Below are 25,048 nucleotides of genomic sequence, written 5' to 3'. Positions count from 1 at the left end.
TTTAGCCAACCCCTTTTAACGATGGGCATATCGGCACCGATTCTTTGATTAATTTGCTTACCATGAAAGCAGATTTATCAGCCGGAGGTCCTGCTTTATCAAGGATTGTTGCCGGGGCCTGGCGCTGGAAGTTGGAAACAACGGAAATTGAACGCCTTATTTACACGGCCCTCGATGCGGGTATCTCTTCCTTCGACCATGCCGATATTTATGGCGATTATGCCAATGAAGAACGCTTCGGAAAAATCCTGAGAGGGAATCCTTCATTACGCAACCGCATGGAACTCATAACCAAATGCGGCATAAAACTGGTTTCGGCTGCACGCCCGGAGCATCGCGTTAAACATTACGATACATCGAAGGAACATATACTCCGATCGGTTGAGAATTCATTGAAAAATCTTTCGACTGATCGGCTTGATCTCCTGCTCATCCACCGCCCTGATCCACTAATGCACCCGGAAGAGGTGGCAGAGGCATTCCGGTTACTAAAGGACCAGGGCAAAGTACTATGGTTTGGTGTTTCCAATTTCAGTGCAGCACAGTTCGAAATGCTTCAGGCATATGTTCCCGTTCGGCTCGTTACCAACCAGGTTGAGATTTCATTATTCAACCCTGTTAAGATGGTTGATGGCACAGTAGATGCATTAATCAAACACCGGGTTTCGCCCTTGGCCTGGTCGCCCCTGGGGGGAGGCAAGTATTTCACCGCATCCGGCCAGGCCGAAACTATTGAAATGAAACTGGAAGGTTTTGCCTCGAACTACAACTGCACGGTTAGCCAATTGCTGTTAGCCTGGTTACTGCGCCATCCGGCCAACATTTTCCCCATTCTTGGTACAACCAATCCTGATCGCGTTAAAGAGGGGGCTGGTGCCATCCATATTAAAGTTGATCGGCAGGATTGGTTTGCCATGCTCAAAGCAGTTACCGGTAAAGATGTTCCCTGATGCTGCATCAGGCAGCGCCTAACTATTTTTTCTGTTGCCTGAGAACAATTAGCCACACACCTTTGTAGTTTGTGCTATGGCCACCCCTGCAGCAAAGAAGGAACAAGTTGAGACAGCCGGTTTCGAACAGGTTGAGGTAATCGGAGCCCGCGAGCACAACCTTAAAAATATTTCGGTAACCTTCCCGCGAAACAAACTGGTAGTGGTAACGGGCATCAGCGGCAGCGGCAAATCATCGCTGGCGTTCGATACCATTTATGCCGAAGGGCAGCGCAGGTACATGGAAAGTTTTTCGGCCTATGCCCGCAGTTTCATCGGCAACCTGGAGCGGCCCGATGTGGATAAAATTAACGGCCTAAGCCCGGTTATTTCCATCGAACAAAAAACCACCTCCCGCAATCCGCGCTCCACGGTAGGTACTGTTACCGAGATTTACGACTTTATGCGCCTGCTCTATGCGCGCACGGCCGAGGCCTTTTCGTATCTGACGGGCGAAAGAATGGTCCGGCAATCGGAAGATCAGATTCTGGATGCCGTGTTGCAGAATTTTAAAGGGAAGAAACTCACCCTGCTGGCTCCGGTAGTTAAAGGAAGAAAAGGCCATTACCGCGAATTGTTTGTGCAAATCAGAAAGCAAGGTTACACCAAAGTGCGCGTAGATGGCGAGGTTAAAGAGCTTGTTGCCAAGATGCAGGTTGACCGGTACAAGATCCACGACATTGAGATTGTAATTGATAGGATTGTGGCCGATGCGAAGGAACGATTTCGGATCGGCCAGTCCATCAACAAAGCACTTAAGGAGGGGAAAGGTGTACTTATGGTGCTGGAAGAAACCGGAAAGGTACACCACTTCTCCAGGTTTCTGATGGACCCCGTTACAGGACTCTCGTATGATGAGCCCGCACCCAACACATTCTCATTCAACTCACCGTATGGTGCATGCCCGGTGTGTAACGGGCTTGGGCAGATTGAAGAAATTACCGAAGACTCGGTAATACCCGATAAACGGCTGAGTATAAGCCGGGGCGGCATACTGCCGCTGGGCGAGTACCGCGACATCTGGATCTTTAAAAAAATTGAAGCCATACTAAAGCGATACAAATGTTCGCTCACCACGCCCATTAAGGAAATACCAGCGGATGTACTGAAAATTCTGTTATATGGCGATGATGTGCCGGTGGCCGTGCCCTCGGTAAAATACCCCGGTACGGAATGGAACACCCGTTTTGAAGGCATCGTGAATTTTCTCCAAAAGCAGCGCGATGAAGGAACCGAAAATGTAAAACGCTGGGTGGAGGACTTTACCCTAATCAAAACCTGCCCTGACTGCAATGGTGCGCGATTAAAAAAAGAGTCGCTTCATTTTAAAATTGACGGGAAAAATATTGCTGAGCTTGCCGAACTGGATATCGTTAGCCTGAAGCAATGGTTCACCGGGTTGGAAAACCGGCTCAACGACAAACAAAAAATAATTGCTGCCGAGATCTTAAAAGAGATCAAAAAACGCATCGGCTTTTTATTGGATGTGGGCCTTGATTACCTGCACCTTAACCGGCCGCTGCGCACCCTCAGTGGTGGTGAAGCGCAGCGCATCAGGCTGGCTACACAAATCGGCACGCAACTGGTGGGTGTGATGTACATACTGGACGAACCCAGTATCGGCCTGCATGCCCGCGATAATGTTAAGCTGATTAAGGCGCTGAAAGACCTGCGCGACCTGGGTAATACCGTAGTAGTAGTTGAGCACGATAAGGAAATGATGATGGAAGCGGACTATATTATTGATATCGGTCCGGGTGCCGGCCGGCATGGCGGCCAGGTTGTAGCTGAAGGCGATCCGGTTTCTTTTTTAAAGAGCGCCAGTACTACCGCGAAGTATTTAAAAGGGGAAATTTGCATTGATTACCGGAGGGAAAGACGCAAAGGCAATGGAAAAAAATTGGTGCTGAATGAAGCTTCAGGCAATAACCTTAAAAAGGTTACCCTTAATCTTCCGCTGGGAACATTTACCTGCATCACGGGGGTTTCCGGCAGCGGTAAATCAACATTGATTCATGAAACCCTGTTTCCGATTTTAAACAAACACTTGTTTAATTCACGTACCGAGCCGCTTGCTTATAAAAAAATTGAGGGACTTGAGTTCATTGATAAGGTAATAGAAGTTGATCAATCGCCTATTGGCCGAACACCACGCTCAAATCCGGCAACCTATACGGGCGTGTTCACCGACATCCGCGATTTATTCGCACAGTTGCCCGAAGCAAAAATCAGGGGCTACAAACCCGGTCGGTTTTCCTTTAATGTTAAAGGTGGCCGTTGCGAAACATGCGAAGGTGCCGGCCTCCGGTTAATTGAAATGGAATTTCTGCCCGATGTGTACGTGCATTGCGAGACCTGTAAAGGCAAACGTTACAACCGCGAAACGCTGGAAGTGCGGTTTAAGGGAAAGTCCATCAGCGGTGTACTCGACATGACGGTGGAAGAAGCCATACCGTTTTTTGAAAACCAGCCGAAAATCCTGCGCAAGATCCAAACCCTTGGCGAAGTAGGTCTCGAATACATATCCCTAGGTCAGCATGCCACCACCTTATCGGGAGGAGAAGCCCAGCGGGTTAAACTGGCAACAGAACTATCCAAGCGCGACACCGGCAAAACACTGTACATTTTAGACGAACCCACGACCGGTTTGCACTTCCAGGATATTTCGCACCTGTTGGATGTATTGCAAAAACTGGTTGATAAAGGAAATACCGTGCTGGTTATTGAGCATAATATGGATGTAATCAAATCAGCCGATTATATAATAGACCTTGGCCCCGAAGGCGGTGAAAAGGGCGGACGCATTGTGGCGTCAGGGACACCGGAGGAGGTTTCGCAAAACCCGGCCAGTTACACCGGGCGTTTTTTAAAACCTGAATTAACCTGATTTTATCTTTCTTTGCTTACCATTATGAACGCACACATCCGGCAATATTTATTTGGCAGCATTTTTATCGCTTTTGGATTGTACCAACTTTATATCAGCGATTACCTGGAGTTCTGGCTTTATGCTCTTGCCGGATCGGCATTTATAGTGAATGCATTAACCAATGAACCCCGTCTGGAACGGGTTAAAAAGCTGCTGGTAATTCTCGCCTGGTTGCTGATCGTTGCTACAGCCATTCTGTTCTTCTACCTCCTCCGCTACAAATTCTTTTAAGCTTACCGCTCATGTAATGAACTAAGAGCAACCCGGCAAATGCGTAATTTTGCAGCGCATGGTTGATAACAAGCGAAGGCTTTACTGGATACTCCAACTAAGCACATGGACGGTATATGCGCTGCTGCAGATCATTTTTTTCAGTATGCAGTCACAACAAACCATCAGCAGCCGCAGGATTATTTTCTTTGTGGGCGAGGCCGCGATATGCCTTTTGGTAACTCATTTTTTCAGATATGTTCTTAACCGGTGGAAGTGGCTTAGTTTGCCTGTTCCGGCCATGATACCCCGTGTGGTTGTTAGTGTGGCGGTGCTGGGTATCGGCATATATTTTTTGCGAATACCCGTTGCCTATTGGCTAAATATTGTGGGCGTCCGATCGCAGGCTTTTCAGCTCGACCAGATTCTGGGCTATGCCGCCTTTTACATCTTTTTGTTATTCCTCTGGTCGGTATTTTATTTCACTTATCATTATGTTGAGCGCTACAACAAGTCGCTTAAATACGAAGCCACCCGGATTGAGAGCGAATTGAATAACCTGAAAGCCCAACTCAACCCCCACTTTATTTTTAATGCGTTGAACAGCATCCGGGCGTTGGTCGATGAGAATCCCGAAAAATCAAAACTGGCTATTAATCAGCTGTCCAACATTTTGCGAAACTCACTTACCTTCGATAAAAAAGGACTGACCCGGTTTGGCGATGAGTTGAAAATTGTACGCGATTACCTGAGCCTTGAGAGCATTCGCTTCGAAGAACGGTTAAAGACTGAGTTCGATATTCATCCTGATTCCTACCAGTATCTCGTTCCTCCTTTTATGATACAAACCCTGGTAGAGAATGGTGTAAAACACGGGGTGTCAAAACTTAAAGCCGGTGGTGTAGTGCAGGTAAGAACGCTTGTTGATCACGGAAAACTTAAAATACAGATCCGCAACAGCGGGCATTTGCTTAACGGGGTCAGGCGAAGCAACTCCGGGGTTGGCTTACAAAATACCATACACCGCTTACGCCTGTTATATGGCGATGAGGCTTCTTTTAGGATTGTGAATGAAATGAATAATTTTGTGCTTACGGAAATAGTTATTCCTCAAATTACAGAACAATGAAAGCATTGATTGTAGACGATGAGCGCCTGGCGCGGAAAGAGTTAATGAAATTACTGGAGGCGCATCCGTCCATCGAAGTCGTGGGGGAGGCTGCCAATGCCGATGAGGCCACGCATCTGATAAACGAACATAATCCCGATCTGCTCTTCCTGGATATTCAGATGCCCGATAAAACGGGCTTTCAGCTTTTGGAAGAACTCGATTCGGTTCCCCTGGTGGTATTTACTACCGCGTATGATGAGTTTGCGTTAAAAGCGTTTGAAGTAAACGCCCTCGATTACCTGCTAAAGCCCATTCAGCCTGAAAGGCTGGCTGAGACTGTTTCAAAAATTGCTGAGAAAGAGCGAAGCAGGCGCACAGCCGAGCAGGTTGCAGCCGATAAAAAACTGGGCTTAAACGACCAGGTGTTTGTGAAAGATGGCGATCGCTGCTGGTTTGTAAGCCTGGCCAACATTCGCTTATTCGAATCAGACGGCAACTATATTAAAGTGTATTTCGATACCAACCGCCCGATGATCCATAAATCGCTTAATGCATTGGATGAAAAACTGGATGACCGGGCATTTTTCAGGGCCAGCCGCAAACACATAATTAACCTGAGTTGGGTAGAGGGCATTGAGCCCTGGTTTAATGGCGGCCTGATGGTGAAACTAAAAGGAGGCGATAAGGTTGAAGTTAGCCGCAGGCAGGCCGCCAAGTTTAAGGATATGATGAGTTTGTAGACTCTACTTTAATACCAGTTCAATCAATTCCTTCTGCACGTTCCAGTCTTTAGCCAGTTTTAGCATGGCGGTTGCTTCCATTTCGGTAACGTAGCCCTTCAGGTTATTGGCCTGCCAAACCATGTTAATCAGTTCCACGCGTTTTTCCTTGGGGTAATCGGCTATGGTGTCGTTTAAAAAATCGCGGGCGCGCTCAAAAGCGGTCAGGTAATCCTGTGCAACAAATTCGGTAGCCCATTTGTATTCTTCCTGGGCATCAAGTTCAAGGGCTGTTTTTTCCAGGTCTTTGCGTTCCTCTTCATCCAACCCGTGGTAATGAAAGATAACGCTTTTCAGGAGCATATACACCCGCTTTTCTTCCGAAGTTTTTGACATAACAGCATGTAAATTACAAAAGTTATTTGAGCTGATACTAATCGGATACCAACTGGATTCAGCTTACGAAGACACTTCAAAAAAATCAGCGGCTATCTTATCGGCAAGCAGTTTACCCGAACGGGTTAGTTGAATGACTCCATTGGTTAATTCGGCAAGGTGGTCATCTAATAAGCGGGTTAGCAGAGCCTTGTTTTTTTGAATAAGGTCAAAATCAAAATCTGCTTTGAGTTTTGCCGTATCCAGTCCCCACCGGGTGCGCAGCGTGGTAAGAATGTATTCGTTAATTTTTTCTTCCCGTGTCAGGTATTCTGTTTGGGCCGGAATTTCACCGGCCAAAATAGATTTTACATACCGGTAATTGTTTGCAATGTTGGCTTGCCGGCTGGTGCCGTTGTAAGAATGCGCCCCCGGCCCGATACCCAGGTAGCTCACCTGTTTCCAGTAGTTGCTGTTGTGCTGCGAATAATAACCGGGTTTGGCAAAATTTGAAATTTCATATTGTTCATAGCCGGTGGCTTCAACAACCTCCATTAAAAGTTGCAAGTAATCGGCTGCCTGTTCGTCAGCCACCGGTTGCAGCGAGTTGGTTTTTAGCCAATGCCCGAAAGCTGTACGCTCTTCAATGGTTAAACAATAAGCCGAAATGTGTTCGGGTTGTAAAACGAGCAGTTTTTCTAAATCTGCATTAAAACCGTTTATCGTTTGACCGGGGATAGCGTACATCAGGTCAACACTGATATTGGAAAAGCCGGCAGCGCGCGCTTGTTCAAAGCCGGCTTGGGCTTGCGTGCCGTTGTGTGCACGATTAAGGTAACGAAGCAGGGAATCATCAAATGTTTGCACGCCCAGGCTAAGCCTGTTGATTCCAACATTTTTAAACAACAACAACTTTTCTTTTGTCAGATCGTCCGGGTTAGCCTCCAGGGTAATTTCAGCAACTGATGTCACCGTAAAGAGGTGGTTAATCTTGTTGAAAATGCGTTCAAGCGATTGGGGGCTTAGTATGGAGGGGGTTCCACCGCCAAGATAAATCGTGTCAATCACTTCGTTACCAATATAATCGCTGCGGAGTTCCATCTCCTTTTCAAAGGCTGCAATCATGTCGGGCTCGATCTGCCTGTTGGTTGAAAAGTGAAAGTCGCAGTAATGGCAAGCCTGCCGGCAAAAGGGTATGTGGATGTAAATGCCCGCCATGGTAAATCGTTTGGCAAAAATACAGGTTTATGAAGTGTTGGTTAATTTAGCCGCCAAATTGCAGGATGCTGAAAATACTTTTCAGGATAGTACTTATTGTTCACCTGGTAATACCACCGGTAATGGGGCAGCACCAGGTGGTGAAGAACAACCTGAAAGAGGAGTGGCTCATTTATTCAGCAGGTCGTTTTACTGCGTACAAGGGGGAAGCTGTAACAACAATCTATTTTGAAATTGATCCTTCCAAATTCATCGGGGATTACCTGGTACTGTTTAGTGCAAAACCGTTTGCTGTCTTTCTTAACAATACACTTGTGGTCGACCGCGAAGAAAACGTACGATTTCCGGTTGACAGTCTTGCCAAACGTGCCGTGGCCGGCCAGTTGTTCATAGCCATTTACCAGGAGCCTCGTATTCAATCCGATTTGGTAACACAACTGATATCAGAAATAAAAATTCCAGAGGCGGAGTCAAACGCAGCCGTTGTTTGGCATGACAACGGCTTACATAATTTTATGATAGTGGCAACCGTGTTATTGTTTCTTTTTCTATTGATAATGTTCAGGTATAATCCAAAACTGGTAGCCGATTACCTTACAGCAGCAACATTTTTTTCGTTTCGCGAAAGTGAGGATCATCCCATGTTTAACCGCATGTGGAATACCACTAACATGCTTGCCTATTTATACGCGGCTTTATTAATCTCCTTCATCTTAGTGCAGATGCCTGTGGAAGTAAACCAAAGATTGGCTTATCCCGATCAGTTTTCTGTTTGGGTACTCAATTGGCTATTGGCCAGCGGGGCATTGCTGGTTCTGTTGTTTAGTAAAGCCTTTTTTATTTTGGTATTTTCCGTGCTGTTTAATATAAAGGAGTTAACTGGTTTTCAGTTCTTCAATTTTGTCCGTTACCTGTTTTTTGTATTTGGTTTGCTAATGGTTATAATGGTGGTTCAATACTTCATAACCGGTTCACATTTTTTTAACACACCAATGACAGTTAAGGTTGTGCACGTGCTGTTGCTGGGGTGGATTGCCTTGATATTTTTTAAACTGGTGAATAAGGCCGGCCACAGCGTGATTCATTTATTTTTGTACATTTGTGCCACTGAAATAATACCCTTTCTCATCCTTATCAAGGTTTATAAGTAGGTGACCCTGTTACGTGTTGATATGAGCGAAAAAGTAAACGACAGGATGCGTAAAGTAAAAAGCATTCTGGTTACGCAAGAGGCCCCCACAGATCCGAATTCGCCCTATTTTAAGCTGGCCGAAAAATTCAATCTGAAAATTGATTTCAGGCCGTTCATTCAGGTTGAGCCTGTACCTGTAAAAGAGTTCAGAAAGCAGAAAGTAGATATTCTGAATCACACTGCAATAATTTTTACCAGCCGTCACGCAGTTGATCATTTCTTTCACATTTGCAACGAACTTAAGATTGAAATGCCGGCTGACATGAAATACTTCTGTATTTCTGATCAAACCTCCAACTACTTGCAGAAGTATATTGTGATACGAAAGCGCAAAATCTTTACTGGTCTTAAAACCGCCCAGGATCTGCTCGAAATCCTTAAAAAACACAAAAACGAAAAGTACCTCTTTCCGTGTTCTGATATCCGGAAGAACGATATCCCCGACTTTTTACGTGAAAACGGTTTCAACTTTACCGAAGCCATCATGTACCAGACGGTGGCCAGCGATCTGTCAGACCTGAAAGAGGTGTATTATGATATCCTCGCTTTTTTCAGCCCGTCCGGTATATCCTCTTTATTTGCCAACTTCCCCGACTTTAAGCAAAATAATACCCGTATTGCAGCGTTTGGTCCTGCAACGGCCCGGGCCGTTCAGGATGCCGGACTCATTTTGGATATTGAGGCCCCCCTTCCAAACGCACCCTCTATGACCGGGGCCATTGAACTGTACATCAAGCAGGTTAATGGGGCTAAATAACCCCTTCATACATTGGATTTTACAAAGTGATGTTTTTTATTACACTTTAATTACCTGGCGGTTGAAAGTATGCCAAAAAAGCGTTTACTTTAAATCCTGCATTTTTGTGCATCATGCTTAAGAAAGGTCTTAATACCACTTTTTGCCTTCTGCTAATCTTTGCCGGAACCGCGTCCGCCCAGCAAGATGCCCACTTTACTCAATTCATGTTTAATACGCTTTACCTCACTCCTGCGGCAGCTGGGGTGGATGGCGTAACGGAAGCAACAATCATTCACCGCAGCCAGTGGCTCGGCTACGAATCTTCATTTGGCGATGGCACTGCGCCCACCAGCCAGATTTTATCATTTAACTCACCGATATACAAACTCAAAAGTGGTTTTGGCGCCTATGTTTTGAATGATAAACTCGGCCCGCAAAACAACCTCGAAATTCAGGCCATGTATGCCTACCACCTGGGCATCCGCGAGAACAAACTTAGTTTTGGGATTAAGCTGGGCATGTACTCTCAAACGCTGGATTTTGATAAGTACCGGGCTATTCAACCAAACGATCCATTGCTGACAATTTACGATCCAATCAGTGGCACCTATATACCTCGCACCGGCAGGGAATCGCAGATACGCCCGGATCTGGGCGTTGGCATTTTATATCGCAGTGAAAAATACTTCGCTGCCATTGGTATGAATCACCTGCTTAAGTCAGAGTTTGATTTTGGTGTCAGCCAGCGCAATGCCCTGGAAAACCATATGAATATTACCGGTGGTTATTTTTACGATGTGAATTTCGACCTGCAGATTAATCCAACCATCCTGATAAAAACCGACTTTAACGAATTTTCGATGGACCTGGCCGTATTAGCTACCCTGCGCAATACGATGTGGGGCGGATTAGCGTTCCGATCGGGAGAGGCCGCCAACCTGTTGCTGGGGTATAGCTTTTTAAAGGATAAATCGCTAAGAATTGGTTATTCAATTGATTTTGTAGTGAAAGACAGGGCAGCGAAAGAAAATTTTTCGCATGAGTTCATGCTAACCTACCAGTTGCCGGTAAGTGTGGGGGTAGGTAAAAAGGTTGTAAGAACCCCCCGGTACAGGCATTGACAGTAAATTATTTTGGTTTTAAGCAGATTTTATAGAATTTGGTAATCAATTGTTTCAAAAAATAAGACTTTAAGCGGTATTTTCGAAACTCAAAAAAAGCAAACTGAATGAGTACTATGGATAAGGCGGCTTCATCAAAATATGCGATTGTTCTTCTCGGGCTGGCGGCCAGCGCTTGTGGTCTGTTAGGACTGGGCGGAGGTAAAGGTGGAGATGGTGGCGAACTTGTGGGTGTTGCCGGCAGGCAAGGTTGGGTAATGACCAGGCCCTTCGGTATGGTGCCAATTCCGGCAGGAACCTTTCATATGGGTCAGGCCGATGAGGATCCGGCATCAACACAAATCAATTATAACAAACAGGTTACTATTGGTTCGTTCTTTATGGACGATACCGAGATAACCAACAATGAATACCGGCAGTTTACCAATTATCACCTGGTTGAGAACGGAAGCATCGAAGGCTTCGAAACAGTTGATCAGGAAACATTTAAACAAAAATACTATCCGGATACTACCGTTTGGGTTCGTGACTTCGCCCATCATATGGGCGACCCGATTCAAGACTATTATTACTGGCATCCTGGCTACGATGATTACCCGGTAGTGGGCATTAACTGGGATGCAGCCGTATTCTTTGCCAACTGGCGCACTGCGTACTGGAACGATTACCGCAAGAGCGTTGGCGAGTTCCCGATGCCCAGTTTCCGTCTGCCTTCCGAAGCCGAGTGGGAATATGCGGCCCGGGGCGGTCGTGATATGGCTAAATACCCTTGGGGTAACCCGTACATCCGCAATTCAAAAGGCTGTATGCTGGCTAACTTCAAACCGGGCCGCGGTAATTTTTACGATGACGGCTTTGCTTACACCTCACCGGTAAGGGCATATTTCCCGAATGATTACGGACTTTACGATATGGCCGGTAACGTAAGCGAGTGGTGTTTGGATGACTTCAACCCGGCTTCAGTTCCTACTGTATGGGATTTAAACCCCCAGTTTATTGACCCAAGAACCAACCCGGAAGATTCGAGGTACAATGCCAAAATTGCTCCCAAGAAAGTTGTACGCGGAGGATCGTGGAAAGATGTGGCTTATTACCTGGAAACCGGTACAAGAACATACGAATTTAAAGATTCAACCCGCGCCTACATCGGATTCCGGTGTGCACTTACGCACCTGGGGCGGTCGTCAGGCAGGGAATTTTAACAAACCGAAACTCTCGTTATCTTTAACCCATATCCAAAAAGACAAACACTTAAACCCATACTACAATGAGCAAGAAAAAAGGCGGATTTGCTGAGCTACTCTTTAAAACCATAATGCCAAAAGTTTATGGTATTGGTGCGGCAGTTGTAATTGTTGGTGCGCTGTTTAAAATTTTGCACCTTACCGGGGCCGACCAAATGCTGATGGTTGGCCTGTTAACAGAGGCTGCCATCTTCTTTTTAAGTGCATTTGAACCACCTGCAAAAGAAACAGACTGGACAAAGGTATATCCTGAACTTGCTGAGGATTATGAACCCGCGGTAACCTCGCCCACTGTTCGCAAACCCGGTCATTCTACGGAGTCACCGCTTCTTAAAATTGACGAAATGTTGAAAACCGCCAAGGTTGACCAGAACTTGCTGGATAACCTGGGCAAAGGCTTAACAAACCTTGCTGAATCAGCCAAGCAGATGAACAACCTGTCCAATGCAGCAGTGGCAACTAATGAGTATGCAACCAACGTGAAGACCGCATCAAAAGCGTTGTCAGACATGAATGCCTCGTACAAAACTGCTATTGAGGCTGTTGGTTCTATGGCCAATGCCTCAAAAGATGCCGGAGAGTACCACTCGCAGGTACAAAAAGTGACTAAAAACCTGGCTGCTTTGAATTCGGTTTATGAAATGGAACTGAAAGATGCCGATAGCCATGTGAAGAACATGAATAAGTTTTACGATAGCCTTACCGGAGCAATGCAAGGGCTAACCAAAGTAGGAGAGAATACAGCCAAGTTTACCAGTGAACTTGGTAAGCTTACCGATAACTTGACTGCTTTGAATAAAGTGTACGGAAGTATGCTTACCGCCATGAAAGGCGGAGGCCAGGGATAATGGAGTACTGTTCTATAATCAGGGTTTAAGTTTTCAATTATTTAAACATCACAACAAATGGCAGGTAAAAAAGAAACCCCCCGGCAGAAGATGATCGGTATGATGTATCTGGTACTAACCGCGCTTCTGGCCCTTCAGGTGAGCAATGCAGTGTTGGAAAAGTTCGCCATTATTAATGGAACGCTTAATCAACTTATTGATGATACCGAAAAATCCAACCAACAGCAGTTAAATAAAATTATTGAAGAAGGGGGAAAAAGTGAAGTAGCGAAAATTAAGAGTGCTGTTGAGCGTGCGCAAAAGGTAAGGGAACTGACCACCGCAACTTCGGCTTGGATTGAAACACTTAAAAAGAAAATGTTAGAGGTTTCCGGTTCTGACAAGGTTGACGAAAAAGTGATCAATAACCATGGTTCGGCAGTGGCTACCATGATGATTGATAAAAAGTCACCTTGGGGTAGAGATTTCGAAACCAAACTTAACGATTACGTAAAGCAACTGAATGAACTAACCGGTGAGAAATTTGGTACGTTGGCCAGGGCTCCTAAAGATATACCAGAATTTGCCAACGACCCTGACCATATTCGAAAGGACTTCCTCACGTTTACCTTCGAGAATACCCCGGTCATTGCAGCGCTTGCTTCAGTAACACAAATTCAGTCTGAAGTACTGGAATACGAGTCGGCAGCTTTGCGCAAACTGGCCGAAGAAGCCGGTGCAGCCACGGTGCGTTTTGAAACGGTCATCCCGATGGTTCGGCCCAAATCGTCAGTTGTTGCTGCCGGTGCTACATATGAAGCCGATATGTTTATTTCAGCATCTTCATCGGCACTGAGCCCCGAGATGTTTTACAATGGCACCTCCATTCCGGTTGCTGTTGACCCGGTAACAGGCATTAAAATGGGTAAAGTTAAGTTTACTGCCCGCGGAGGAAATTATGATGCCAAAGGTCAATCCAAGCAGTCATTCAAGGCGGAGATAAAGTTGAACGATCAGGTTTATCCGCAAACCATCGAATATATAGTTGCAAAACCCACCATCCGGGTAACTACCGGTGTGGCCCCTACCCTATACATGGGCTGTGGTAACCTGGTAAATATTGAAGTGCCTGCTCTGGGTACGGATTATAACCCTTCATTTTCTGCGACAGGCGCAGAAATTATACGTGGTGAAAAAATCGGTCAGGTTACTATTATACCAAATCAGCGAAAAGTTACGGTTGCTGTAAACAATTCCGGTACGTTTATCGGTAATGAAGAATTTGCCGTTAAGAATGTACCACGCCCAAGGATTGTGGCAAAGGATAACAACGGCCGCGATATTGACTTAAAAAATGGTGTAACAGCCGGACAAATTGCGGGTCTTCGGATAAATGCCGAAGCTGATGAGAACTTTAAAAACGAGGTTCCCAGAGATGCTAACTACCGGATACGCAACATGTCGGTTATTCTGGCGCGTGGTACCCAACGCGTTCAGGAAATGACGGCCACAAGCGAATTGGTTGATTTAGGTGCGTGGCGGGCCATTATGCGGCCGGGCGACAGGATTTTGGTTGAACCAAAGAACGTGGTGCGAATGACCTACAAAGGGAACCCCGAACCGGTTGCCGTAGGTGGTAGTGATATTATCAATATTCCAGTACAATAATAACGACTATGAACATGTTGAAGAATGGGATCGTGTTACTGCTTGCCGCATGTGTGCCCCTGGGTATGTATGCTCAAGTAGAACTACCCCAGTATAACCCGAATTCCATCGATCCGATACCGCGTTATGAACACCTGTACAAACTGCGCGTATGGCGAAAGATTGATATGAAGGAGAAGCAGAACAAGGGTTTCTTCTCTAATAATGGTGAAATCTCGAAATTGATTATTGACGCGGTACGGAGCGGTGAGATTCCGGCTGTGTATAACAGCGATTCGCTTACTTCGGTAATGACCAAAGAGGATTTTGAATCGAAAATGGTTATTACACAAGGCGAAACACTGCAAGCCTGGGATCCGGCAATGACCTATTACCTGAGCGATGCCGTTTCATTCAATGGTAAAAATTATGAATCGGCAATTGATAATAACACCGGTATAAACCCAAGTACTGCCCCAAATGGCGAGTGGGTACTTACGCAACGTGGTAAGCCGGTAACAGTGTTACCCCGTGATATTTATATGCTTACCCTCATGGAGGACGTTATATTTGATAAGCGCAGATCACGTTTGTATTACGACATCCAGGCTATTAAGCTCGAGGCGTTTGATTTGAATACCGGAACATTTAAATCGTTAGGGTGGTTTAAGTACAAAGATTTGGAAAAGGTTTTCCGGAACAACCCGGCAAAGGCTGTATGGTTTAACCGCCAGAATACCGCTGAAAACAAGAACTTTGCCGATGCGTTTTTATTAAGGCTATTTAAAGGAACTATTGATAAAATTGAAAACCCGGATGACCAGACCATTGAGGATGTGTACCGGGCAAACGGACGACCGTACTACGAGAGTGTGTGGGCGCGCGAGTGGGCCGAAATGATGCTCATGGAGAAGGAACACAACCTTTGGGAGTTCTGATTAATCCGCAACAGTATAGCAAAGCCTCTGCTATCCGGCAGGGGCTTTTTTATTGGAATCAATAACAAGCTTTGCTTTACTTTTTCCGATAACCTGCTCAAGTTCCTTAAAAGATGCTTCCCTGATCTTCCGAACAGATTTAAAATGCCTGAGCAGTTTTTCGATGGTGGTTCGGCCTATACCGGCTATATCGTGAAGGGTTGTTTGTAAATTGGCTTTGCTTCGTTTTTGCCGGTGAAAGGTTACTGCAAAGCGGTGGGCCTCATTTCGTATTTGCTGGATAAGTTTTAATCCGGGCGATTTTTTGCTGAGGAGCAACGGCACCGAATCTTCCGGCAGGTAAATTTCTTCCAGCCTTTTGGCAATGCCGGCAATGGCCACCTTGCCATACAGGTTAAGCTCTTTCAGCGCTTCGCAGGCACTCGATAACTGCCCTTTTCCGCCATCCACCAGGATAAGGTCAGGCATTGGGCATTGTTCGTCCATCAATTTCCGGTAGCGTCTGCCTACCACTTCTTTCATTGAAGCGAAATCGTCAGGACCTGTAACGGTTTTGATATTATAATGCCGGTAATTTTTTTTATCGGGTTTGCCGTTAACAAAGCAAACCATAGAAGCTACCGGATTAGTGCCCTGCAGGTTGCTGTTATCAAAGCACTCAATGGTTATGGGTAGGGTATTTAATTGAAGTTCGTTACGTAAGGCGTCAAGTGCCGGATTTTTTCTGGTGGGCCGTTCGGCACGCAGCAAATCCTTTTCGCGTTTAAGTTCCAATGCATTTTTTAATGAGAGCGCAATCAGTTTTCGTTTGTCGCCTATTTTAGGTACGGTGTTATTCAGGTTATTTGCTAGTGTGTGTACCGGCAGGTTACTAAGTATTTCTGTATTATTGCTGTTGGCCTGTTGCCGTAGTTCAACAAGCGCCAGGCTTAGCAACTCCTCATTTTGTTCACCAAGCTTTTTTTGTATTTCAACGGACCGGGAGTAGACAATCGCGCCTTCCTTGATTAGCAGGTAGTTGATATAGGCATATTTTTCGGTACCTGTTACTGTGATTACGTCAATATCGGTTAAGGCCTTGTTAACAACCAACGATTTACTTTGAAATTTTTCGAGGGTATTAAGCCTTTCCTTGTAATACTGTGCACGTTCGAAATCCAATCGATCAGCTGCCGCCTGCATTTCCTGCTCAAAAATGGTTTTAACAAGAGTAATGTTTCCCTTCAATATATAGCGGGCATGTTCGATGTCGAGGTCGTAATCTTTCTCCGGTTGTAAACCTTCGCAAGGCCCTTTGCAATTGCCGATATGATACTCCAGACAGACCTTAAATTTCTTTCGCTTGATATTGCTATCTGTTAATTGCAGGTTGCAGGTTCGTATAGTATACAGTTTGCGAATTAGTTCCAGCACATTTTTCATGGCCACAACACTGGAATACGGACCGAAATAGTCGCCTTGGCCTGGTATGTATTTGCGTGTTGAGATAATGCGAGGGAACCGTTCTTTAAGAATGCACAGGTAAGGGTAGGTTTTATCGTCTTTAAGTAAAATGTTATAGCGGGGTTGGAATTGTTTAATCAGGTTATTCTCTAACAACAGCGCATCAAATTCACTTTCGGCAACTGTATACTCAATCCGGCTGGTTTCATGAACGAGCTTTAGCGTTTTCCGGCTTAGATTTTGTTTGGCCCCAAAGTAGCTTAATACCCGCTTCTTCAGATTTTTGGCCTTACCTACATAGATAAGTTGGTTGGCGGTATTGTAAAACCGATAAACTCCCGGATTTTCAGGTAACAGGTGTGCGTAGCTTTTAAGGTCGCCACGGCTCATAAACGCAGCTAATTGAAATCGTCCCAGGGCTTTTCATCAACCGGAATGGAGTCGGCCGGTACCATGTACTGATCGCAGTTGAGGGTTACATCGAGGCCGGTTTTGGGTTGCTTGAATTTACCCTTTTTATATTCAAGGGAGGGGTCGAGATAGATTTTACGCATGAACTTTTCCCAAATGGGGCGGGCTGTGCGGGATCCTTGCCCCATATCCCAGTTGCGGTAATGGATGCTCCGTTCATCACCACCCACCCATACTCCGGTAACCAGGTTGTGGGTTACGCCTATGTACCACCCATCAGACGCATTGTTGGTTGTTCCGGTTTTACCGCCAATTTCATTTTCTTCTTTAAGATCGTAACCTAACCCGCCCGAGGTACCACCGGTTTCTTCAACACCACCCCTTAACATGTAAACCATTTTATAGGCAGTTTGTTCACTTATGGCTTCGCGTGTTTTAGGAACAAAATTTTCAATGACGTTTCCGTTTTTATCTTCAATACGGGTAATGTAATACGGTTCAGTATAAATTCCGCTGTTAACAAACGTACCGTAGGCCCCCACCAGTTCATAAAGCGAAACATCGCTGACACCAAGACATAATGAAGGCACAGGGTCTAACGGGCTGGTGATGCCCACGCGGTGGGCAAACTTTACAACGTTTTCAGGATGCACTTTTTGCAGAATTTGTGCGGTAATGGAGTTAACAGAGCGAGCCATAGCCTGCCGCAGGTTCATTTTTTCACCGCTACCGAATTTCCCGTCAGAGTTGGGTGGATACCAGGTTGTGCCCGATACGGTGAAACTGGGTGAAATATCATATAACTCAAAACAGGGGTGATAGCCTATTTCCAATGCTGCGCCATAAACGAATGGTTTAAATGTTGAGCCGGGCTGGCGTTTGCCCTGCCGCACGTGGTCGTACTTAAAGTATTTGTGGTTGATGCCGCCCACCCACGCTTTAATGGCCCCGGTGTTGGCGTCCATCGAAACCAAACCGGCATGCAGAAAGCGCTTGTAGTAATTGAGTGAGTCCATCGAGCTGAATACTGTGTCGCGCTCGCCTTTCCATGTAAAAATGGTCATGGGCTTCTTCAGATTCAGCATGATTTTTACCGAATCGGAGTTTTCGCCATATCGTGCTACCAGGTTTTTGTACGTATCGGTTTGTTTTATCCGCGATTGCAAAAAGCCCTTTATCTCTTTCCACTCATCGTCAATCCAGGGATTACGGCCCTTCCAATGCTCATCGAACAACTGCTGCTGGTATTGCATATGTTCGGTGAGGGCCTGTTCAGCGTAAAGCTGCATTCGGCTATCAATTGTGGTGTAAATTTTCAACCCCGATTCCCATAAGTCGTAACCGTGTTCGCGGCACCAGTTCATTAAGTCGGTACGGATTACGTTTCGGAAGTAGGTGGCAAGTCCTTCATTTTGATTTTGTACTTTGTACTTTAATTCAATGGGTAATTGCTTTATCGAGTCATACGCCTCGCGCGTCAGGTAACCGTGTGTAACGAGTTTGTAAAGTACTTCATTTCTTTTTTTCAGCGAGTTTTCGGGATTATAGACAGGACTGAATTTGGTTATAGCCTGCAGCATACCCACCAGCACGGCTGATTCCTGCAGGTTCAGGCTGTCGGGCGGTTTGTTAAAATAGGTTTCGGCTGCCACCCGGATGCCATACGCATTACTGCCGAACGAAGTGGTATTAAGGTACATGGCAATAATTTCTTCTTTGGTGAAATTTTTCTCCAGGTAGTATGAGATAATCCATTCTTTTGTTTTTTGGATGAGCCGTTTCGGATAGCGTCCAAGCCGGGCGATTTTACCATCCAGGCTCATGTCGGGGTTCATCGTGTAAAGGTTTTTAGCTAATTGCTGGGTAATGGTGCTGCCTCCGCCCTTTGGGTTTAGTGTAATGAGCCCCCAGAGCACCCGCATGTAAGCAATAAAGTCCATACCGGAGTGTTGATAAAACCGGTGGTCCTCCGAAAGAATCAATGTAGTAACAAGGTCCTTCGAAAGCTCATCATAATTCACCTGACTACGGTTGTACCGAAAATACCGACCTAATGAAACCCCATCGGCAGAGATTAGTTCAGATGACAGATCATTCTCAGGATTTTCAATGGCTTTAAGGCTGGGCATGCCGCCATATAAACCAAACAGATCGATACTTACCGTGTAAATGAATACCGGGAAAAGCAGGATAACACAAAAGAAACCAACCCAGATAATCTTGATGGTCCGTTTAATCCATGGCCGCTCAACGGCCAGCAGGTTACGGGTTTTCTGTACGATAGTTTTTTTCAAAGAATCGAAGGTACTCATCAAGGCCTTTGGTACGATAAAAGATATTGAAATTGTCTTTGGTAATTACAAAGCTATTGAATTTACGGTTTTTAAGCCCGGTAAGTGATTGAAGTTTTTCGGTGAATGTTTTGTAATACTCCAGCGCGCTGCTTATGCGGGGCAGGTCAGACACCATCGTAAGGGTATATTCCTCATTTAATATAAGGTTGCTCACTTTAAGATTAAGATCGTTAAAATATAAGGCATTAAATGCACTAAGCGCTTCCACCGCAGCGGCTTCTATTTTCTCGGTAGTAGTAAAGACTATAATGAAATAATGGGGTTGCTCAAATGAACGATTATACTCAATGCCTTTTGCTTTCTCATTTTTCGTCTGAAACTCCCGTGAGGCAGACAATAAGGTTTTAGCATAAGCTGCCTGTTCAGTGTCCGGATAGCCCTTAATGAGTTCTTCCAGTTGAAACTGATAAACCGAAAGGGATTCGGTTTTACCCGTAATAAGTGTTCTTAGCAAAACCACTTGAGGCGTAAAGGGGGTGGTTTCGAGATTAAGTGCCTGGTTGAGCAGTTCGGTGGATGCAGCGTAGTTACCGGCCAGGAAGTGTTCATACGCTTCCTTATAGATAGCTTTTTGCTTATCGGCCGTAAGGCTTGATTCAAGGAGGTAATCCGGATTAACAAGAATACGGGCAAAAGCACTTTCGGGATACTCGGCAATTAAGCTGGATGCGAATGTTTCCGCGCGTTTCGGATCGGTATCCTTATGGATAAGGTAAAGTTGGTATAGTGCTTCCGGTTTATGAAGAGTTTGTGGAAAGCGCTCGAGTAATTTTTCAAATGAAACTATGGCATTATTTTTTTCATTCAGCCTGAAGTAATAAATATTGCCGAGGGCAAAATAGGCTTCCTCAATTTTGCTTAGGGATTCTTTTTTCTGCTCGTTAGTAAAAGGTAATTGTTTCAACAGTGCTTGGTAGGCTTCTTCGGCCGGATTTTGTTTGCTTTCGGGTTTAATCTTTTCTGTATCTGCCACATTGCCGGTAACCACCGGATTAAGGCGTTCGGAAGGTGGAATGGCCCGCTCCGATCTTCTCCAATTGTCTTCCAGGGGTATCTTTCCCCAAATTCGTACAAATTCAATCTGACCTAACCCTACAGCCGAAGGATTTCCGAAATACCAATCACCGGTTTGCGGAGGGCCGGAATTTTCATTAGCCGGAAGGTTTTGTGTAATGTCGGTTCGTTCCCGTTTCCGTTTTTTACTTTTCCCCGTTTCAACCGGCTTAGTAATTTCAACAGCTTGCTTAACAAGTAACCGAATTGCCGAAGTATCCATGCCGGATAGTAGCAGCAGGCTGTCTTGCCAGGAAATTGTTTTCAGATGCGTGACAAACTCGCTGAGTACTTCCTGCCGCTGCTTAATGGAACCATAGTCGGGTCGTTGTGCCGATATACTCGATACGGCACTGTCGTAATAGGCCTGGGCGAGTTCGTATTTTTTAAGTGTATCATAATATAACTCACCCAGCCGCAGATAAGCCTCTCCGTCCACCAGTTTATTATTGCCAAGGCGGATGGCCTGATTGTAACTAGTAATGGCTTCAGTAATATTGTTCTGCTTTTCTTCGAATACACCTATTTCATAATAAATTTTATCGCGGAACTCCTTGTTTTTACTATCCTTAAGCAATTTTCTAAACGATTTACGGGCGTTGGCTACATTACGGGCTTTCGAGATTTCTGCTACCTGGGCCATGTAGAGGCGGGCGTAAAAATCCACTTCGTACTCCGGATTCGTTGAAATACACTCACGGTAATAATTGTATGCCTCGGCCTCGAACCCGAGAGTTTGGTATACCTGGCCAATGATGAAATAAATTCTTCCGGGCTTATCTTTTTTGGTTAAAAGGGGTACCGCTTCAGAGAGACTGCGAATCATTTTATCCAGGTCGTTTCGCACCTGGTAGTAATAAGCTTTTTCAAGCAGGAAATTTTTCTTGTTGACTCTATTCAAAGGTTCTTTTTGCAGGTAATCAAAAACCGCTTCGGCATTATTGTACTCCTTGTGCTCGGTAAAGGTGCGGATTAAATAAATCAATGCCCGGTGGCGCGTGTGAATGTCTTTGGTAACTTTCGGATTGTTCACATACTTAAACGTCTGGATGGCATTGCCCCAGTCAAAACTGTATAGTCTCGCTTTTCCTACCAGTATATAGGCATCATCAACCCATTTGCTGTTGGGATGGCGCTGAATGGCGATGGAAGCCATCTTAACGGCTTCCTGGATGGACTTGTCGTAACTTTTAGCAAACGTTGAATCAAGTCTCGGGAATAACCAAAGAATTTGGTTATAGTCGTCCCGGTGGTTGCGCTGAATGGCCTGCTCAACTTTGGTTACTTCTTCGAGCGCATAATAGTAACCATTATAATGAGCGGTAGTGTTGTGAAATGCCCGGCTAATCCAGGTGTTTGATTCGGACGAGCAGGCCGCCAACAACAGGAGGGCCGGCAGGAAGTATGAAAGCCTGATTTTCAAAACGTTATCGGTTCCTTTAGAAACGTAAAAAAGATGCTTTCCATATTTAAATCGTTCGGAATATCTAACTTTGTCGGCTAAAATTCGCCTTTTGAAGCAGAAAAAGACATTATCCAACTGGCTAACTAACCGGTACCAACTCATTATCCGCAACGAGGAGAACTTTGCCGAAAAGACCAGTTTTGGCTTTACTTACTCGAAGGTAATCTTTTTTTTGGGCGTAATGTTTGCTACCGTTTTTGTGGTGAGTCTGTTCCTTGCTCAAACCCTGTTGGCTAAATGGTTTGATCCGCGCTTTGAACAGATGGTGTTGAATCGTGAACTGGTTAACCTGGCCGGTAAGGTTGACTCTCTTTCGATGGAAGTTGATCGGAAAGAGCAGTTTATCCTCAACTTTCAACGTGTGCTTCGCGGTGATACATCAGACTTTAAAAGTGCGGCTGAGATTTTAAAGGTTGATGGCAAACCTGTAATTAAACCTACTGAATTAAAACTGGCTCCGGCCGACTCACAGTTCAGAAAGGATTTTGAAAAATCCGATCTGGCCCTGATTACATTTACCAGCGCGAAATACCGTGAATTACAGGAGACATTTTTCTTCTCTCCGATTGCCGGCTTTGTCTCCGACCGGTTTGACCTGAAGCGGGGCCATTATGGCGTGGACATTGTTACCAAAACCAATGAACCGGTTAAAAACATTGCTGATGGAACAGTGGTGTTTGCTTCGTGGACACAAGACTCCGGTTATGTAATGATGATACAGCATAAGGGCAGCCTGATTTCGGTTTATAAGCACAATGCCGAATTATATAAAAAAGTTGGTACCTTTGTTAATGCAGGCGAAATTATCTCTATAGTTGGCAACAGCGGTGAGTTAACCAACGGTCCGCATCTTCATTTTGAGTTGTGGTACAATGGCAACCCGCTTAATCCGGAAGAATTTGTAACGTTTTAACAACAAAAACATGTTTGCATCAAAAGAAGAAAAACGTGCCGCTGAAGAGATCAGCAATTCAAGCAACACAATTGGTAAAGGCACCTATCTGGAAGGGAACATTGAAACCTACGGCAATATTCGTATCGAAGGCAAAGTAAACGGCCACATTAAATCAAAATCAAAAGTTGCCCTGGGAAATTCCTCGCAGGTGCATGGTAACATTACTGCCCAGAATGCCGACATTGAGGGTGAGGTAAAAGGAAGAATTGAAATTGCCGAATTGCTTGTATTGAAAGCAACCGCAGTAATTAATGGCGATATTATTACAGGCAAATTGGTTGTTGAACCCGGAGCAGTCTTTAACGGCTCTTGCAAAATGGGTGCGACCATAAAGGAAATTAAGATTGGTGATACGAATGGAATCGGGACAACACGAACCTTTACCCGAACCGAAGAAGCCAAATCCGTTTAACGCCTACCTGCGATACAGCGGGCTGGCCCTTCAGTTGCTTTTAACAATTGGTGTATTTGGGTGGCTCGGTTATAAGCTTGATAGCTATCTTAGATTTTCTTTTCCGGTTTTTATGTTGTTATTCGGAGTGCTGGCACTGGCCGGTATGTTATACCAGGTGTATCGATCCCTGAATTCGTGAGATTGGTGGCTTCCTTTTTACTGACGCTGGTATTGATTTCCTCGGGCGTCATCCTGGTGTACAGTCAAATAGTAGCTGTTTGGCCATCGCACCTTTACCATATTATGTTCTTCCTGTTCATCAGTACGGCTGGCTTGTTTTATTACCTGGTTCATACAAAAGAGGAGCGTCCCGAATCCTTCGTTCAGTTTTATTTACTTACGATGGCCATTAAACTGGTGGCCTATGCCGTATTCATGATTTTTGTCATATCCCGAAACCGGGATGGTGCAACCCCCAATGTTGTTTTTTTTATGATTGTTTACCTGCTTTTTACGATTGCTGAGGTAGCATTTCTGTACCGGAAAGTGAATCAATAAGAACCTCCGCTACGAGGCCAAAAAACCTATAAAAAATTTCATTCTGAAGCGTTAATTTTTACCTTTGCGGTCGGATTTTAAAACCCCGTCAGCACCTTCCAATGAGCGTTTTTCTCTTAAAAAGCACCCGATTTTCAACACTCTTAGCTCTTGTGATTTTTGGCTTTTTGCGGGAAGCACGGGCTGCTGAACCGGCCGACAGCACAAAAGCTTTTAATGCCAGTGAAGTAATACTCCATCACGTTATGGATGATCACATCTGGCATTTCTGGGACGGGCACTACGGCACACTTTATTTGCCAATAATTGTGTATTCGCAGGAGAAAGGTTTGGATATTTTTTCATCGCGGAATTTTTATGATGAACATCACAACGTGGTAGAATATAATGGGTATAAGCTTGAGCATAACCACATTTACCGGGCTGATACAGGAAAAGCAGTGTTTGACATCTCCATTACCAAGAATGTGGCCATGTTGTTTATCAATGCTGCGCTCCTGGTGCTGGTCTTTTTAACGGTGGCTGGTCGGTATCAAAAAAATTCAGGCAAAGCTCCGTCCGGCATCCAGTCGTTTTTTGAACCCATTATTGTATTTGTTCGGGATGAGATAGTTAAGCCCAACATCGGGCATCATTACGAAAAGTACCTGCCTTATCTGTTAACGCTTTTCTTCTTCATCTTATTTGGCAACCTGTTGGGACTTTTACCCGGAGCAGGAAACATGACCGGCAACATTGCGGTTACGCTTACGCTTGCCGTGTTTACGTTCATCATCACCAATGTTAGCGGAAACAAAAGTTATTGGGGACACATTTTCTGGACCCCCGGTGTACCGCTTCCGCTTCGTATTGTTATTCTGCCCGTTGAGATCATCGGCTTATTTACCAAGCCGTTTTCACTCACCATTCGTTTATTCGTGGCGATTACGGCCGGGCACATTGTTATTTTGAGTTTAATATGTTTAACGTTCATCTTCGGCAGCATTTACGTTGGACTGGCATCCACACTGATGGTGTTGTTTATTAACCTGATTGAATTGCTGGTGGCGGGAATTCAGGCGTATGTATTTACCCTGTTCACCTCGCTGTACATCGGAATGGCCACAGCCGAGCATGAACATCATTAACAGATTTAAAGGTATCCCCGGCAAAATGC

At 45.1% G+C, this 25,048-nt stretch carries 22 protein-coding genes; 17 read left to right on the top strand and 5 right to left on the bottom strand.

Annotated elements, in window-relative coordinates; all coding sequences use genetic code 11:
• Positions 1-62: 62 nt before the first annotated feature.
• From HRU69_03560 to HRU69_03540, 5 genes are all read left to right on the top strand, one after another.
• Complete coding sequence (locus tag HRU69_03560) at positions 63-950, top strand: aldo/keto reductase (protein ID QOI96621.1); 888 nt, start codon at positions 63-65, stop codon at positions 948-950.
• Positions 951-1,026: 76 nt separating this feature from the next.
• Positions 1,027-3,876, top strand: coding sequence for an excinuclease ABC subunit UvrA (gene uvrA, locus HRU69_03555; GenBank protein QOI96620.1), 2,850 nt, complete (start codon positions 1,027-1,029; stop codon positions 3,874-3,876).
• Between the two features lie 24 nt (positions 3,877-3,900).
• Positions 3,901-4,149, top strand: coding sequence for a hypothetical protein (locus HRU69_03550; protein ID QOI96619.1), 249 nt, complete (start codon positions 3,901-3,903; stop codon positions 4,147-4,149).
• A gap of 145 nt (positions 4,150-4,294) precedes the next feature.
• A complete protein-coding gene (locus HRU69_03545; protein ID QOI98811.1) occupies positions 4,295-5,257 on the top strand; it encodes a histidine kinase in 963 nt (320 codons plus the stop codon).
• Positions 5,254-5,979, top strand: a complete 726-nt coding sequence (locus HRU69_03540) for a response regulator (protein ID QOI96618.1) — start codon at positions 5,254-5,256, stop codon at positions 5,977-5,979. The genes HRU69_03545 and HRU69_03540 overlap by 4 nt, the downstream gene beginning before the upstream one ends.
• Before the next feature lie 3 nt (positions 5,980-5,982).
• Here HRU69_03540 and HRU69_03535 read toward each other — a convergent pair whose 3' ends face one another.
• The gene (locus tag HRU69_03535) at positions 5,983-6,354 is read right to left on the bottom strand and encodes a hypothetical protein (GenBank protein ID QOI96617.1); all 372 of its coding nucleotides are present in this window, start codon (positions 6,352-6,354) and stop codon (positions 5,983-5,985) included.
• 63 nt (positions 6,355-6,417) lie between these two features.
• Entirely contained in the window at positions 6,418-7,551 is a 1,134-nt protein-coding gene (hemW, locus tag HRU69_03530; GenBank protein ID QOI96616.1) for a radical SAM family heme chaperone HemW, read from the bottom strand.
• A gap of 65 nt (positions 7,552-7,616) precedes the next feature.
• Here hemW and HRU69_03525 point away from each other — a divergent pair, with 65 nt between their 5' ends.
• From HRU69_03525 to gldN, 7 genes are all read left to right on the top strand, one after another.
• Positions 7,617-8,702, top strand: coding sequence for a DUF4271 domain-containing protein (locus HRU69_03525; protein QOI96615.1), 1,086 nt, complete (start codon positions 7,617-7,619; stop codon positions 8,700-8,702).
• A 21-nt stretch (positions 8,703-8,723) separates the two neighbouring features.
• Positions 8,724-9,500, top strand: a complete 777-nt coding sequence (locus HRU69_03520; GenBank protein QOI96614.1) for a uroporphyrinogen-III synthase — start codon at positions 8,724-8,726, stop codon at positions 9,498-9,500.
• A gap of 113 nt (positions 9,501-9,613) precedes the next feature.
• The gene (locus HRU69_03515; GenBank protein ID QOI96613.1) at positions 9,614-10,603 is read left to right on the top strand and encodes a type IX secretion system membrane protein PorP/SprF; all 990 of its coding nucleotides are present in this window, start codon (positions 9,614-9,616) and stop codon (positions 10,601-10,603) included.
• 116 nt (positions 10,604-10,719) lie between these two features.
• On the top strand, positions 10,720-11,805 hold the full coding sequence (locus HRU69_03510; protein QOI96612.1) for an SUMF1/EgtB/PvdO family nonheme iron enzyme: 1,086 nt from the start codon (positions 10,720-10,722) through the stop codon (positions 11,803-11,805).
• Positions 11,806-11,870: 65 nt separating this feature from the next.
• Positions 11,871-12,695, top strand: a complete 825-nt coding sequence (gene gldL, locus HRU69_03505; protein QOI96611.1) for a gliding motility protein GldL — start codon at positions 11,871-11,873, stop codon at positions 12,693-12,695.
• A 57-nt stretch (positions 12,696-12,752) separates the two neighbouring features.
• Positions 12,753-14,342, top strand: coding sequence for a gliding motility protein GldM (gldM, locus tag HRU69_03500; GenBank protein QOI96610.1), 1,590 nt, complete (start codon positions 12,753-12,755; stop codon positions 14,340-14,342).
• An 8-nt stretch (positions 14,343-14,350) separates the two neighbouring features.
• On the top strand, positions 14,351-15,259 hold the full coding sequence (gene gldN, locus HRU69_03495) for a gliding motility protein GldN (GenBank protein ID QOI96609.1): 909 nt from the start codon (positions 14,351-14,353) through the stop codon (positions 15,257-15,259).
• Between the two features lie 30 nt (positions 15,260-15,289).
• Here the strand turns inward: gldN and HRU69_03490 are convergent, their stop codons facing one another.
• The 3 genes from HRU69_03490 to HRU69_03480 are packed head-to-tail and all read right to left on the bottom strand — an operon-like array spanning position 15,290 to position 21,943.
• Positions 15,290-17,092: an excinuclease ABC subunit C gene (locus HRU69_03490; protein QOI96608.1), complete on the bottom strand. Its 1,803-nt coding sequence runs from the start codon at positions 17,090-17,092 to the stop codon at positions 15,290-15,292.
• Between the two features lie 8 nt (positions 17,093-17,100).
• On the bottom strand, positions 17,101-19,425 hold the full coding sequence (locus HRU69_03485) for a transglycosylase domain-containing protein (protein ID QOI96607.1): 2,325 nt from the start codon (positions 19,423-19,425) through the stop codon (positions 17,101-17,103).
• Positions 19,376-21,943, bottom strand: a complete 2,568-nt coding sequence (locus tag HRU69_03480) for a tetratricopeptide repeat protein (GenBank protein QOI96606.1) — start codon at positions 21,941-21,943, stop codon at positions 19,376-19,378. Before HRU69_03480 ends, HRU69_03485 begins: the two co-directional genes overlap by 50 nt.
• 91 nt (positions 21,944-22,034) lie before the next feature.
• On the opposite strand from HRU69_03480, the gene HRU69_03475 reads away from it, so the two are divergent.
• The 5 genes from HRU69_03475 (at position 22,035) to atpB (ending at position 25,019) form a co-directional block, all read left to right on the top strand.
• Positions 22,035-22,898 carry a M23 family metallopeptidase gene (locus HRU69_03475; GenBank protein ID QOI96605.1) on the top strand — a complete coding sequence of 288 codons (864 nt, stop codon included), beginning with the start codon at positions 22,035-22,037 and terminating at the stop codon, positions 22,896-22,898.
• Between the two features lie 10 nt (positions 22,899-22,908).
• On the top strand, positions 22,909-23,352 hold the full coding sequence (locus HRU69_03470; GenBank protein QOI96604.1) for a polymer-forming cytoskeletal protein: 444 nt from the start codon (positions 22,909-22,911) through the stop codon (positions 23,350-23,352).
• Positions 23,297-23,533: an AtpZ/AtpI family protein gene (locus tag HRU69_03465; GenBank protein QOI96603.1), complete on the top strand. Its 237-nt coding sequence runs from the start codon at positions 23,297-23,299 to the stop codon at positions 23,531-23,533. The genes HRU69_03470 and HRU69_03465 overlap by 56 nt, the downstream gene beginning before the upstream one ends.
• 5 nt (positions 23,534-23,538) lie before the next feature.
• Complete coding sequence (locus HRU69_03460) at positions 23,539-23,892, top strand: hypothetical protein (GenBank protein ID QOI96602.1); 354 nt, start codon at positions 23,539-23,541, stop codon at positions 23,890-23,892.
• 101 nt (positions 23,893-23,993) lie between these two features.
• Positions 23,994-25,019: a F0F1 ATP synthase subunit A gene (gene atpB / locus HRU69_03455; protein ID QOI96601.1), complete on the top strand. Its 1,026-nt coding sequence runs from the start codon at positions 23,994-23,996 to the stop codon at positions 25,017-25,019.
• Positions 25,020-25,048 lie beyond the last annotated feature (29 nt).

It is taken from the genome of Flammeovirgaceae bacterium (assembly GCA_015180985.1).
Classification (GTDB): domain Bacteria; phylum Bacteroidota; class Bacteroidia; order Cytophagales; family Cyclobacteriaceae; genus UBA2336.
This window is presented reverse-complemented; position numbering and strand designations above follow the sequence as displayed.

Excerpts from the sequence above, each read along its gene's own strand:
- HRU69_03560 (QOI96621.1), top strand. The coding sequence starts at position 63 with ATGAAAGCAGATTTATCAGCCGGAGGTCCTGCTTTATCAAGGATTGTT.
- uvrA (QOI96620.1), top strand. The coding sequence starts at position 1,027 with ATGGCCACCCCTGCAGCAAAGAAGGAACAAGTTGAGACAGCCGGTTTC.
- HRU69_03550 (QOI96619.1), top strand. The coding sequence starts at position 3,901 with ATGAACGCACACATCCGGCAATATTTATTTGGCAGCATTTTTATCGCT.
- HRU69_03545 (QOI98811.1), top strand. The coding sequence starts at position 4,295 with ATGCAGTCACAACAAACCATCAGCAGCCGCAGGATTATTTTCTTTGTG.
- HRU69_03540 (QOI96618.1), top strand. The coding sequence starts at position 5,254 with ATGAAAGCATTGATTGTAGACGATGAGCGCCTGGCGCGGAAAGAGTTA.
- HRU69_03535 (QOI96617.1), bottom strand. The coding sequence starts at position 6,354 with ATGTCAAAAACTTCGGAAGAAAAGCGGGTGTATATGCTCCTGAAAAGC.
- hemW (QOI96616.1), bottom strand. The coding sequence starts at position 7,551 with ATGGCGGGCATTTACATCCACATACCCTTTTGCCGGCAGGCTTGCCAT.
- HRU69_03525 (QOI96615.1), top strand. The coding sequence starts at position 7,617 with ATGCTGAAAATACTTTTCAGGATAGTACTTATTGTTCACCTGGTAATA.
- HRU69_03520 (QOI96614.1), top strand. The coding sequence starts at position 8,724 with ATGAGCGAAAAAGTAAACGACAGGATGCGTAAAGTAAAAAGCATTCTG.
- HRU69_03515 (QOI96613.1), top strand. The coding sequence starts at position 9,614 with ATGCTTAAGAAAGGTCTTAATACCACTTTTTGCCTTCTGCTAATCTTT.
- HRU69_03510 (QOI96612.1), top strand. The coding sequence starts at position 10,720 with ATGGATAAGGCGGCTTCATCAAAATATGCGATTGTTCTTCTCGGGCTG.
- gldL (QOI96611.1), top strand. The coding sequence starts at position 11,871 with ATGAGCAAGAAAAAAGGCGGATTTGCTGAGCTACTCTTTAAAACCATA.
- gldM (QOI96610.1), top strand. The coding sequence starts at position 12,753 with ATGGCAGGTAAAAAAGAAACCCCCCGGCAGAAGATGATCGGTATGATG.
- gldN (QOI96609.1), top strand. The coding sequence starts at position 14,351 with ATGAACATGTTGAAGAATGGGATCGTGTTACTGCTTGCCGCATGTGTG.
- HRU69_03490 (QOI96608.1), bottom strand. The coding sequence starts at position 17,092 with ATGAGCCGTGGCGACCTTAAAAGCTACGCACACCTGTTACCTGAAAAT.
- HRU69_03485 (QOI96607.1), bottom strand. The coding sequence starts at position 19,425 with ATGAGTACCTTCGATTCTTTGAAAAAAACTATCGTACAGAAAACCCGT.
- HRU69_03470 (QOI96604.1), top strand. The coding sequence starts at position 22,909 with ATGTTTGCATCAAAAGAAGAAAAACGTGCCGCTGAAGAGATCAGCAAT.
- HRU69_03465 (QOI96603.1), top strand. The coding sequence starts at position 23,297 with ATGGAATCGGGACAACACGAACCTTTACCCGAACCGAAGAAGCCAAAT.
- atpB (QOI96601.1), top strand. The coding sequence starts at position 23,994 with ATGAGCGTTTTTCTCTTAAAAAGCACCCGATTTTCAACACTCTTAGCT.